Source organism: Sphingopyxis fribergensis (genome assembly GCF_000803645.1).
Taxonomy (GTDB): Bacteria; Pseudomonadota; Alphaproteobacteria; order Sphingomonadales; family Sphingomonadaceae; genus Sphingopyxis; species Sphingopyxis fribergensis.
The window spans coordinates 2707934-2720275 of sequence record NZ_CP009122.1 but is presented as its reverse complement, the minus strand read 5'-3'; the positions used below and the strand labels follow the sequence as shown (position 1 = coordinate 2720275).

Sequence of the window (12342 nt, the reverse complement as noted above, 5' to 3'; positions counted from 1 at the left end):
CGCTATTCGGTGAGTTCGAAAGCAGCCTCGGATCCTTCGGCCGACGACGGGCCGACCCACAGTTTGAACTGGCCGGGTTCGCTGCCCCAGCTCATATCCTGCCGCGTGAAAGCCAGGTCGGCATCGGTCAGCGTGAAACGGATCGTCCGTTTCTCGCCCTTCTTTAGGCTGATCTTCTCAAACCCTTTGAGTTCCTTGACCGGGCGCGTGACCGATCCGACGAGGTCGCGGACATAGAGCTGCACGACCTCTTCACCGTCGCGCGCGCCGCTGTTGGTCACGGTGACGCTGGCCGTCAGCTTCTCGCCCGGACGGATTTTCGCCTTGTCGAGCGTCACCGGCGAGTAAGCGAAGCTGGTGTAGCTGAGCCCGTAGCCGAAGGGATAAAGCGGCGTGTTCGGCGTATCGAGATAGCGCGAGACATATTTCGCGTTCGGATCCTCGGGCTTGATCGGCCGCCCGGTGTTCTTCATGTCGTAATAGATCGGCACCTGCCCGACATTGCGCGGGAAGGTGACCGGCAATTTGCCCGACGGGTTGTAGTCGCCATAAAGGACGTCTGCGATCGCATGGCCGCCCATCGTGCCCGGATACCAGGCCTCAAGGATCGCATCGACATTGGCGTCGGCCCACTCGATGCTGTTCGGGCGCCCGCTCATCAGCACGAGGATGATCGGCTTGCCGGTCTTCTTCAGCTCTTCGAGCAATGCCTGCTGATTACCCGGCAGGTCGAGCGAGGTGCGGCTCGCCGCTTCGCCGGTCATGTTCCAATGCTCGCCCATCGCGGCGATGATCACGTCCGATTTCTGCGCCAGCGCGATCGCCTCGGCAAAACCGTCGCGCTTGCCCGCATCGGCGAATTGATAGCCCGCCCCCTGGGCATAGGCGACCGTTGTCCCCTTGGGCGCGCGGGCCTGCATGCCCTCGAGAAGCGTCACCGGCCGCTCCTTACGGTCACCCGCGGCGGACCAGCTGCCGATCATGTCCTCCTTACTGTTGCCGAGCGGGCCGATCACCGCGATCGACTTCGCCGATGCGGCGAGGGGCAGCGCATTGCCCTTGTTCTTCAACAGCACGATCGATTTCCGCGCAACCTCGCGCGCCGCCTCAAGGAAATCGGGGCGATAGACGGTCGCCTTTTCGCGCGCTTCGTCCGAATAGCGATACGGGTCGTCGAACAAGCCGAGGCGATATTTCATTTCGAGGATTGCCTTTACGGCCTCATCGACGCGTTTGACGTCGACCTTCCCCTCGGCGACCGATTTGGCGAGGTGGTCCATGAACACCGCGCCCTGTAAATCCATGTCGACCCCGGCATTGATCGCCTGTTCGCCCGCCTGCTTCAGGTCGCGCGAATAGCCGTGCGGGACCATTTCGTTGATCGACGTGTAATCGGTTACGACGAACCCCTTGAAACCCCATTTCTTGCGCAGCACATCGGTCAGCAGATAATGGCTGCCCGAGGCCGGGACGCCGTCATATTCGTTGAACGAGGTCATGAAAGTCGCGGCGCCCGCATCGGCGGCCGCCTTGAAGGGCGGCAGATAGACGTCGCGCAGGGTGCGTTCGGAGATGTCGACGGTGTGGTAGTCGCGGCCCGCCTGGGCGGCGCCATAGGCGGCGAAATGCTTGGCGGTCGCGAGTATCGTGTCGACGCGCTTCAGATCGTCGCCCTGGAAGCCGCGCACCCGCGCGACCGCGATCTTGCTGCCGAGATAGACATCCTCGCCCGCGCCTTCGGACATGCGGCCCCAGCGCGGATCGCGCGCAACGTCGACCATGGGCGCGAAGGTCCAGTGGATGCCCTCGGCCGAAGCCTCGGTCGCCGAAATTCGTGCTGCCTTTTCAATGGCCTTGAGGTCCCAGCTCGCCGATTCGCCGAGCGAGATGGGGAAGATGGTGCGGTGGCCGTGGATGACGTCGTAGCCGAAGAGCAGCGGGATCTTCAGCCGCGTCTCTTCGACTGCGAGCCGTTGCAATTCGCGCGTATATTTGGCGGTAAAGGCGTTGAAGATAGACCCGATGCGGCCTTTGCGAATGTCGTCCTGATAGCCCTGCCGGATCGTCGGGCCGGTCGAATCCCAGTCGCTGGTCAGCAGCGACAATTGCCCGACTTTTTCGTCGATGGTCATCTTGGCCATCAGGTCGGCGATGAACCGATCCATCTTCGGATCGGGGCGCATCCAGCCCGCGGAATCCATCGTCCCCGCCTCATTGTTGCTCATGGCGGGCTTTGCGAACAGCGGTGCGGGGGCAAGCGTCCCGGCCACCATCAGGGTGGCCAGCGTCAGGCGTGTGAGGTTGCGCTTCATCGGCGGCATGATTCGTCCTTCCCGGTCGGGTCTGTTTATACATTGTCACGCGGATTGGCCGAATTTCGGCCGAAAACCGGCTGGTCCCCGATTGCATCCGTCTGCGTCGCTTGCCTCTATACAGTGATCGTGAAACCGGTTACAAATCAAAAAAACAACGACGCGGTTTCCCGCGACTCGTCACCGCACCGGAGGCAAGGCCGGTCGGCACATGAGGCGAGCGCAAGGAAAAGTCGGGGTTCGCAATGCAGGGAGGATGCTGTGAAGTTTTCGTTTGATTTTCAGACTGTTTCCGCACGCCAGTCGCGCGCTCGTTCGCTCGCTGCTGCGCTGGCCTGGAGCAGTGCCGCCGCCGCTATAGCCGTAGCGGTTGCTGCGCCTGCGCACGCACAGGTATCGGGCGCCTCGCTGCGCGGTACGGTGAAGGCCGAAGGCGGCGTGTCCGAAGTTACCGCCGTCAACGTCAACACCGGCCTGACGCGCACCTCGACCGTCGGCGCGAATGGTGGGTACAGCTTTGCTTCGTTGCCCGTCGGCACCTATCGGCTCGAACTCACGACACCGCAGGGCAAGCGCCAGACCGACGAATTCAACCTCAACGTCGCGCAGAGCGCGGTGCTCGATTTCGACTTCTCGCAGCCCGACATCGCCGAGGGCGCCGACGATGCGATCATCGTGACCGGTAGCCGCATCCGTTCGATGGAAGGCGGCGAAGTCGGCACGACCATCTCGCAGCGCCTGATCGACCAGCTTCCACAGAATAACCGCAACTTCCTGGCCTTCGCTGACCTTGCTCCTGGGGTGCAGTTCATCACCAACGCCAGCGGTCAGTCGCGGCTTCAGGGCGGCGCGCAGGGCAGCAATTCGGTCAACATCTTTATCGATGGCGTCGGGCAGAAGGACTATGTGCTGAAGAACGGCATTACTGGCCAGGATTCAACGCAGGGCAATCCGTTCCCGCAGCTCGCGATCGGCGAATATCGTGTCATCGGTTCGAACTATAAGGCCGAATATGATCAGGTGAGTTCGGTCGCGATCACTGCGGTGACCAAGTCGGGCACCAACGAATTCCACGGTGAAGGCTTTATCGACTTCACCAACCAGAGTCTGCGCGACCGGACCCCGTCGGAAAATTTCCCGACCTATATTCCCAAGATCCGGACCCGCGATATCCAGTTCGGCGGCGCGCTGGGCGGGCCGATCATCAAGGATATGTTGCACTTCTTCGTGACCTACGAAGGCAAGCGGCGCACCGAACCGCGCACGATCACCCCGGGCCTCAACCTGCCGGTCAGCTTTTTCCCGACGGAATATCAATCCAATTTCGGCACGGCCAGCGAGACGTTCAACGAGAATCTCTACTTCGGAAAGCTCAATTTCACCCCGACGTCGAGCGACCTGTTCGAATTGTCGGGCAAGTATCGCGACGAAACGGGCGTACAGATCAACAACGGCCTCGACGCCTATGATACGCGCACGCTGGCGAAGGTTGCGGAATGGCGCGGCCTCGCTCGCTGGGAACATACGGCCGATACGTGGGTCAACGATTTCAAGGTCGCCTATGAGGATGTGACCTGGGGGCCGCGGCCGGCCGTGTTCGGCAACGTCTCGCTCTTCAATGCCACCGTTCCCGGAGCGCTCCCCGGAACGACGCAGCGCGGCGATATTCTGCGCATCGGCGCGGGGCGCAACTTCCAGGACAAGGGCCAGAAGGGCTGGCAGGTTTCGAACGATTTCACTTACACGGGCCTCGAAAGCCACACGTTCAAGGTCGGCGTGAAGGCGAAGTGGGTCAAGCTGAACACGAACGAGCAGGGTGGCGTCAACCCGCTCTTCATCTACAATGCGCTCTATCCTGCGGGGGCTTCTTTCAACGACACCATCCCTTACCGGATGGAGTTCAGCGCCCCGGTGACCGATGGCGACCCCAATATCCGGTCGAAGAATTTCCAGTTCGGCATTTACGCTCAGGACGACTGGGAGGTCACCGACCGATTGACGGTCAACGTCGGTCTGCGCTGGGATTATGAACGGACGCCCGCCTTCCTCAACTATCAGCATGATCCCGCGATCGCGGCGTTCGTCAGCGGGCAGGCAGGGTACACGGCACCGGATGGCACGGTGACCCCGGCCTATACCAACCTGCTGAATGCCGATTACGACATCAACGACTATATCTCGACCGGTTCGGAGCGAAAAGCGTTCAAGGGGGCGTGGCAGCCGCGTATCGGCTTCACCTATGAACTCGATGACGAGGGGCGTTTCGCGATCTTTGGCGGATACGGCCGGTCCTATGACCGGACCCAGTTCGACTTCATCCAGCAGGAGCTTCGTCAGGGGCTGTTCGCCAACCGCGTCTTCAATTTCAACAATCCGGGCGATACTACGAATGTCTGCGACCCAAGCCCCACCTGTATTGCGTGGGATCCGGTCTATCTGACGCCCGAGGGGCGCGCAGACCTGATCGCGGGCCTGCCGCCGGGGGCCGGGCGCGAGCTGCGTTTCATCAAAAATGATCTGAAGACGCCTTATTCCGATCAGTTCAGCCTGGGCGTGCGGGGACGCTTCAACCTGCTCGAAGCCGAAGTCGGATACAGCTATGTCACGAGCAAGGACGGTTTCGTCTACCTGCTCGGCAACCGGCGGCCCGACGGCAGTTTCTTCCCGCCGACGGGCAGCCCCGATTCACCCTTCGGGTCGCCGCCGTCGCCTTTCGGGTCGATCATCCTGGGCGATAATGGACTGAAGACGAAGGCGCATACGGCCTATCTCAAGCTGACGAAGCGCTATACCCAGGCGTCGCCGTGGAGCCTCGATGCGACCTACACCTACACCGATGCGAAGGAAAACCGCCAATTCGGTGAAGTGTTCAGCCTCGATTTCCCGAACATCGACGATTATGGCTACATCACTGCGACCGGCGTGCGGAAACATCGCCTCGTCATGGCGGGGACGGTCGATATTCCGTGGGGACTGACCCTGTCGGGCAAATTCCAGATCGCCTCGCCCAAATATCTCGGCGCGATCGTCAACACCGTGGGAACGGGCGACACGCCGCCGTCGCGTGACGCGATTTCGACGGAGACGGAGGGCAATGGCGATCGCTGGGGTTATCGTCAGATGGACCTTTCGATCACCAAATATGTGCCGATCGGTTTCATCAACGACGAAGCGCGCCTGCGTTTCCGTCTCGACATCATCAACCTGTTCAACGATCGCAACTTCGGCGGGTTCGATGCGCTCACCGGATTGCGCAACCAGAACGACCTGGCTCTTGACGGGCCGCCGCGGACCATCAAGCTATCGGCCGGTTTCCAATTCTGACCGGCTGACAGGCGCCCGGCCCGCAACCCCCTCCCGCGGGCCGGGCGCCTCACTTTTTTGGAGTATCGAATGTCGTTTCGTATCGGGGCATCGCTCCTGCCCCTCGTCGCGCTGACGGCGGCTTGCGCTGCCACTCCGGTGCCGTCGACCGCCACCCCGGCTGCGACGCTGCCGCCGATGAGCGAAGCGGCCTTTTCGGAAGAGTTGACCGAGCGCACCTTCCGCTATTTCTGGGACACGACCGATACCCAGCGTTGCCTCGCGCCCGATCGCTGGCCGAGCAATCCCTTTTCGTCGATCGCCGCGACGGGCTTTGCGCTGACCGCCTATGGCATCGGGGCCGAGCGCGGCTATGTGACGCGCTCCGAAGCAGCGGAGCGCACGCGCGATTGCCTGCGCTTTTATTGGACGGCGCCACAGGGGCCCGGCGTCGCGGGCGCGGCGGGCTACAAAGGGTTTTTCTATCATTTCCTGAAGAATGACGACGGAACGCGCTTCCGGAACGTCGAGCTCTCGACTGTCGACACCAGCCTGCTGCTCGGCGGGGTACTGTTCGCGCAAAGCTATTATGACCGCGAGGATCCGGTCGAGGCGGAGATTCGCGACCTGGCCGAGAAAATCTACACGCGCGTCGACTGGCGCTGGGCGCAGCGCAATACGACCGGGACACAGGCGACGAACCAGCCGAATTCGCACGGTATCACCATGGGCTGGAAACCCGAGGCCGGGTGGGAACCGCACGACTGGATCGGCTACAATGAGGGCATGCTCGTCTACATCCTCGCAATGGGCTCGCCGACGCATGCCGTCGGCAAGGATGCCTGGGACAAGGGCTGGGCGGCCGATCTCGAAAAAGACTGGGGCACCTATTACGGCCAGCAGCATCTGCAGTTCGAGCCGATGTTCGGGCACCAATATAGCCATGTCTGGGTCGATTTCCGCGGCATCCGCGACGATTTCATGCGCGGCAAGGGCATTGATTATTTCGAGAACAGCCGCCGCGCGACGCTGGCGCAGCGCGCCTATGGCGCCGACAATCCGAACAAGTGGACGGGATACAGCGCCGACATTTGGGGCTGGACCGCGTCCGACGGACCGGGATATTCGGAGGGCAAATATCGTGTCAGCGGCACGGCCCGCAATTTCAACGGTTATATGGCGCGCGGCGTCAGCGCGATCCGCGTCGTGGACGACGGCACGGTCGTCCCGACGGCGGCCGGCGGTTCGGTCGCCTTCGCCCCCGAAGTGACGATCCCGGCGCTGATGGCGATGCGGACGCAATATGGCGAGCGGCTCTATACCCGCTATGGCTTCAAGGACGCGTTCAACCCCAGCTTCACCTTTGTCGGCGCGCAATCATCCGATGGAAAGGTCGATCCGGTGAACGGTTGGGTCGCGAACGACTATCTTGGCATTGATCAGGGCCCGATTCTCGCGATGATGGAAAATCATCGCAGCGGCTTCGTGTGGAAGGTGATGCGTAAAAATCCGCATATTGTGCGAGGGCTGAAACGCATCGGGTTCGAGGGTGGCTGGCTCGACAAGGCGAAGTAGTTAGGGCGTCAACGTCCATTCGACGTTGTCGCTCACATCCCTGCCGTCGAAGCGCGCGGTGGCGACAACGCGGTTCGCGCCGGGCGTCAGGCCGACGTCCTTGATCTCGCAGATGCTCTCCACGCAGGCGATGTTTCCGAGCGGTTTGCCGTTTAGAGTCACCGCGACGGCGGGCGCATTGCTGTAAACTCTGATCTTCGTCAGCGGGTCGCTGCGCACCATCCAACGGCGGCTGGTGATATGGACCACCGGTTCGGTCGACCACTCGGCTTTGTAATAGAAGAAAGCATCCTTTTTGACCTTGCGGTCGTAGGTCACGAGACCCTTGTCGTTGATGTCGGTGGCGTCGCCCTCCTGCCGGATCTTCGACGAGAAATCGAACATGTTCCAGATCCAGTTGGCCCAAAGATAGGGGCGATCGCGGAGCTGTGGCCAGCTTTGCTCGTGATACCAGTTCTGGAACTCTTCGGGATGCATGCGGCTGGCGTGCGCGATCTTGTGCGTTGCGCCATCCTCGACATGCTGGCTGAGCGCGCCTCCGGCGCCATATTCGCTGATCGAAATCGGGATCGCCGGATAGCGCGCGTGCATCCGGTCGAGATGCGGGCCAAGGTCGCCAATCTCGCGGTAATACCAGCCATAATAGCGATTATAGCCCATCAGGTCGGATATCCCGGTCAGCACCGGCTGGCGCGGCCGTTCGCTGGCGGGAACCGCGCCCTCGTGCGTCGCTTCGCAGCAATCGGCAAGCACGGTCGGCCGCGTCGGGTCCTCGGCCTTCGATAGCGCATTGAGTTCGCGCAGCAGCGGGCGCGCATCGGTGGCGGGGGGAGCTCGCCCCGTCACGACGTCGAGATCGACCTCGTTTCCGATCCCCCAGGTGACGACCGACGGATGGTTGTAATTCTGGCGGATCAGCTCGATCATCTGCGCCTTTGCGTTGGCGACCAGTTCTGGCGATCCCGGCGTGCCGTCGTTCGATGGCCGGTTGACGAAGGGCACTTCGGCCCAGACGATCATGCCAGTGCGATCGGCAAGGTCGAACCAGTCCGACGCGTGCTGGTAATGCGCAAAGCGCACGGTGTTCGCGCCCATTTCGGCGATCAGCGCCATGTCGCGCGCATGATCCTCGGGCGCGAGGGCCCAGCCTTTGCCCAGATAATCCTGGTGCCGCGACACGCCGTGGAGCGGGAGGTGCTTGCCGTTGAGGTAAAAACCGTTGGCCGGATCGACACGGAATTCGCGAAAGCCGACGGGGACGGTGACGCTGTCGACCGCGCCGCGGCCGTCCGCCAGCCGGGTTTCGAGGCGATAAAGATAGGGGTCGGGGCGCCCGTTCCAGCGCCGGGGTGCAGCAACGTCGAGCCTTAAACTAGCCTCGCCCTGTTGCGCCGTGAGCGGCATTGTGCCTTCGGCCACCGTTCGTCCCGCGCCATCGCGGAGAACCGCGACAAGGCTCTGTCCCGCAGTTGCTCCGGTCAGCTTTACGCGCACCGCAAGCTTGCCCGCGCCGCCCACGATGGTCGGCGTCGCATACACCCCCGGTCCACCATGGTCGTCGAGCGCGATGTGGCTTGGCGCAACATGAAGCAGACGCGCGGGGCGGTAAATGCCGCCATGGATAAAGAAATCGCCGTCAAGCGGGACGATATGCTGCGTCGTGCTGCCTGCTATGGGCGCGCTGTTGTCGGCGCGCAGCAGGATGGTGTTCGGTCCCGCCTTGTCGAGGAAATCGGTGAGGTCGAAGCGGAAGCGAGAAAAGGCGCCGGCGTGGCTGCCGACATGGCGGCCGCCCACCCACAGGTCGGCGAGATTGCCGACGGCGTCGAATTCGATGACGTGACGCTTGCCTGCAGGCAAGGTCGAGCCGTCGAGGCGGAGGCGATACCAGCCCTTGCCCTGCCGGTTGTCGGTCGCGCCGGTGCGACCGACGCGATATTCGCCCAGCCGGTTCCATGTGTGGGGCAGGGCAACCGTCTGCCAATCTGCATCTGCCAGCGCCGCTGCGGCTTCGGGAGTCAGGCTATCGTCGAAACGGAACTGCCAGCCCGTCGTCAGCTGGGTAGCGGTTCGCGCCGCGACCGGGGCGGCGGGTGACGGCGCAGGAGCAGGGTTGGTCGAACAAGCAGCCAGCAGCACCGCAAGCAGCGCTGCCAGCCCCCATCGCATTCTCAGCAGCCCTTGCCGACGCAGAGGTCGGCGAGCACCGGATAATGATCGGACGGCAGGCGCCCGCCGGTTTGCTGCGTCAGCGTCGCGTGGCGCAGCACCGCAACGCCGTCACCGACGAAGATATGGTCGATCGGACTCGGGTCGAGCTGTTCGATCTTGAAACCGGTGAAGGTGCCGAGTGGTCCGAAATGCGGGGTGCGGCTGATCGTCAGCGTATCGTGCAAGGCAATCTGACCTGGCGCGTCGCCCACGATCGCGCCATGCGCGGGGCTGGTCGCCGGACTGTTGAAATCGCCCATCAGCACCACCGTTTCCCCGGCCTTGCGATTGTCGCCGATCCAGCGGCGAATCTGTTTCGCGCTTTCGATCCGCGCTGTCGTGCCTATATGATCGAAATGGGTGTTCACGACCAGCAGCATATGCTGCGAAGCCTTGTCCTTCAGCCGTGCCCAGCTCGCGATGCGCGGGAGCGCAGCGTCCCAGCCCTTGCTTGGGGCGTCGGGCGTCGGCGACAGCCAGAAAGTACCCGAGGCGACCAAGTCGAAGCGTTCGCGGCGGAAACCCAGCGGCGAAAACTCGCCCTTGTCCTTGCCGTCGTCGCGCGCGACGCCGACGAATTGATATGCGGGAAGGTCGGCCTCGACGGCCTGCTTCTGGTTCAGCAGCACTTCCTGCATGCCGACCAGGTCAGGAGCGTAATAAGCGACAAGGCCGGTCAGTGCGCTCCGCCGGTGCGGCCAGGCATTGTCGCCGTCCGAGGCGACGTCGAGCCGGATGTTGTAGGTCATCGCCTCATAATGGTCGGCACGCTCTTTTGCCGCGGCGGGCAGGGCAAGCAGCGCCGCCGCGAGAGCCAGGACTTTGCGGGTCATCCGAGGTTCCCTCCATTGGCTGCAATCACGCTGCTGTAAAAACGCGCGCTGCGTTTAGGCGTGCGGACCTGTGTTTCATAATCGACATGGACGATACCGAAACGCTTCGAAAAGCCCAGCGACCATTCGAGATTGTCGAGCAGCGACCACGCCATATAGCCGCGCACGTCGACGCCCTTTTTGATTGCGTCGCCGATCGCTGAAATATGCGTGCGAAGATAATCGCAGCGTAGCGGATCGTCGATCCCGTCGGGGCCGGCTTGCGGTGGGTCGTAAAAGGCAGCGCCATTTTCGGTGATATAGACGGGGATGTCGCCATAGGTGTCGCGGAACCAGACGAGCGTGTCGGTCAGCGCGGGCGGGTAGACCTCCCAATCGGTCGTCGTATGCGTGGCATTCTGTTTCACCGGCGAGGCGCCGACGGGCCACTGGTTCGGGTCGGCCTTGACGACGTTGCGCGTGTAGTAATTGATGCCGATGAAATCGACCGGCTGATTGATCGCCTTCAGGTCGTCGGCGGACCATTGGGGCCAGGCTTCGCCGAATATCTCTGCGAGTTCGGCCGGGTAGCTGCCCTTCAGCGCCGGGTCGAGATACTGGCGGTTCATATAGGCATGCGCGCGCGCGGTTGCGGCGACGTCTTCCGCGCTGTCGCTCGCCGGATATTTGGGCTCGATGTTGACGACGAGGCCGATTTCGTGCGCGCCTTCGCTGCGATACGCCTCGACCGCGGCGCCGTGCGCGCGCATCAGATTGTGGCTCGCGATCGGCGTTTCGAACAGGTTGCGGTGGCCGGGGGCGAGCGCCCCGTGGAGGTAGCCGCCGTCGGTAATCACCCACGGTTCGTTGAGCGTCACCCATTTCTTCACGCGCCCGTCGAGGCGGCGGTACATCACCGAACCATAGTCGGCGAACCAGCCGGCGATATCGCGGTTAAGCCAGCCGCCCTTGTCGTCGAGCGCGACGGGCAAATCCCAATGGTGCAGCGTCAGCAGCGGTTCGATGTCGTTCTTGAGCAATTCGTCGACGAGGCGCTCGTAGAAATCGAGCCCCGGTTCGTTCACGCGCCCGATTCCTTCGGGCAGCACGCGGCCCCAGTTGACGCTGAAGCGATAGGCTTTCAGCCCCAGTTCCTTCATCAGCGCGACATCGGCGGGCATGCGGTTATAATGGTCGCAGGCGAAGTCGCCGGTGTCGCCCTTGACCGCCATCAGCCGCGGATCGTGGCTGAACCGCTGCCAGATGCTCGCGCCCGCGCCATCGGCGAGCGGCGATCCTTCGATCTGATAGGCGGCGGTCGCCGCGCCCCACAGGAAATCGTCGGGGAAGACACTCTTGCTCATTTTTTGTCCTTGTTGGTGATCGTTGCGGAGGGGAGCTTTTGTTCGAGCAACCAGGCGTAAAGCGCCGGGTCGTCATAGGCGGGATCCCAGGCATTGTGGCCAAGGTCGGGATAGATGGTCAGGCGGACCTTGCGGCCGCCGCACGCGCGGATCGCGCGCGCCATGGCAAAGCTGCCTTCGGGCGCGACGACGTCGTCGCGGTCGCCGTGGAAGGCCCAGACGGGCAGGTCCATCAACCGGCACGCTTCCCCCGGATTGCCGCGCCCCGCGACTGCAGCCACCGCCGCGAAGCGCTTGGGCTCGGCAATCGCCCAGCGCCAGCTCGCATGGCCGCCACGGCTGAGGCCAGTCAGGTAAACGCGTGCGGGATCAATGCGATAATTCTTTGCGATATGGTCGACCAGCTCGTCGAGCTTGGCGATGTCCCAATCCTGATCGGCGCCGAGCAGAGGCGACACGGTGAGGAAGGGGAAGGCGGGGTCGCGTTCGGCGACCTTCGGCGGGCCGTGGACCTTGACCTTCGCAACATCGTCGCCGCGCTCGCCCGATCCGTGGAGGAAGATCAGCAGCGGATATTGCTTCGCCGTGTCGGTCAAATAGCCCTTCGGCACGAATAGCTGATAGGGATAATTGCCCGCCTCGATCGGCTGCTGCGGCGTCTGCCCTTCGACCGGAACGAGCTTGGTTTTTGCGGCGACGGGCGAGGCCACGAGGGCAAGCCCCAGCAGCGCCGCAGTCCAATATCTCATATGTCTGTCCTTGGTT

Annotated in this window: 7 protein-coding genes; 2 read left to right on the top strand and 5 right to left on the bottom strand. The window is 62.8% G+C overall.

Translation table 11 applies throughout. The features are described from left to right. Positions 1-2: 2 nt before the first annotated feature. Positions 3-2321, bottom strand: a complete 2319-nt coding sequence (gene bglX, locus SKP52_RS12560; RefSeq protein ID WP_039575160.1) for a beta-glucosidase BglX — start codon at positions 2319-2321, stop codon at positions 3-5. Positions 2322-2573: 252 nt separating this feature from the next. Between bglX and SKP52_RS12555 the strand changes: the two genes are divergently transcribed. Further along, entirely contained in the window at positions 2574-5636 is a 3063-nt protein-coding gene (locus SKP52_RS12555) for a TonB-dependent receptor (RefSeq protein WP_039575158.1), read from the top strand. A 69-nt stretch (positions 5637-5705) separates the two neighbouring features. Continuing rightward, positions 5706-7190, top strand: coding sequence for a glucoamylase family protein (locus SKP52_RS12550; protein WP_039575156.1), 1485 nt, complete (start codon positions 5706-5708; stop codon positions 7188-7190). Here SKP52_RS12550 and SKP52_RS12545 read toward each other — a convergent pair whose 3' ends face one another. From SKP52_RS12545 to SKP52_RS12530, 4 genes are read right to left on the bottom strand one after another with little or no spacing between them, the layout of a single operon-like run. Then, positions 7191-9359 carry a glycoside hydrolase family 2 protein gene (locus tag SKP52_RS12545; protein ID WP_039575153.1) on the bottom strand — a complete coding sequence of 723 codons (2169 nt, stop codon included), beginning with the start codon at positions 9357-9359 and terminating at the stop codon, positions 7191-7193. A 2-nt stretch (positions 9360-9361) separates the two neighbouring features. Then, entirely contained in the window at positions 9362-10234 is an 873-nt protein-coding gene (locus SKP52_RS12540) for an endonuclease/exonuclease/phosphatase family protein (protein ID WP_039575150.1), read from the bottom strand. Continuing rightward, positions 10231-11577 carry a GH1 family beta-glucosidase gene (locus tag SKP52_RS12535; RefSeq protein ID WP_039575147.1) on the bottom strand — a complete coding sequence of 449 codons (1347 nt, stop codon included), beginning with the start codon at positions 11575-11577 and terminating at the stop codon, positions 10231-10233. The genes SKP52_RS12540 and SKP52_RS12535 overlap by 4 nt, the downstream gene beginning before the upstream one ends. Then, complete coding sequence (locus SKP52_RS12530) at positions 11574-12326, bottom strand: carboxylesterase family protein (protein ID WP_052208220.1); 753 nt, start codon at positions 12324-12326, stop codon at positions 11574-11576. Before SKP52_RS12530 ends, SKP52_RS12535 begins: the two co-directional genes overlap by 4 nt. Between the last annotated feature and the right edge of the window lie 16 nt (positions 12327-12342).

What these genes read in the sequence shown, in the direction of transcription:
- bglX (WP_039575160.1), bottom strand. Translation starts at nt 2,321, where the DNA reads ATGCCGCCGATGAAGCGCAACCTCACACGCCTGACGCTGGCCACCCTG.
- SKP52_RS12550 (WP_039575156.1), top strand. Translation starts at nt 5,706, where the DNA reads ATGTCGTTTCGTATCGGGGCATCGCTCCTGCCCCTCGTCGCGCTGACG.
- SKP52_RS12545 (WP_039575153.1), bottom strand. Translation starts at nt 9,359, where the DNA reads ATGCGATGGGGGCTGGCAGCGCTGCTTGCGGTGCTGCTGGCTGCTTGT.
- SKP52_RS12540 (WP_039575150.1), bottom strand. Translation starts at nt 10,234, where the DNA reads ATGACCCGCAAAGTCCTGGCTCTCGCGGCGGCGCTGCTTGCCCTGCCC.
- SKP52_RS12535 (WP_039575147.1), bottom strand. Translation starts at nt 11,577, where the DNA reads ATGAGCAAGAGTGTCTTCCCCGACGATTTCCTGTGGGGCGCGGCGACC.
- SKP52_RS12530 (WP_052208220.1), bottom strand. Translation starts at nt 12,326, where the DNA reads ATGAGATATTGGACTGCGGCGCTGCTGGGGCTTGCCCTCGTGGCCTCG.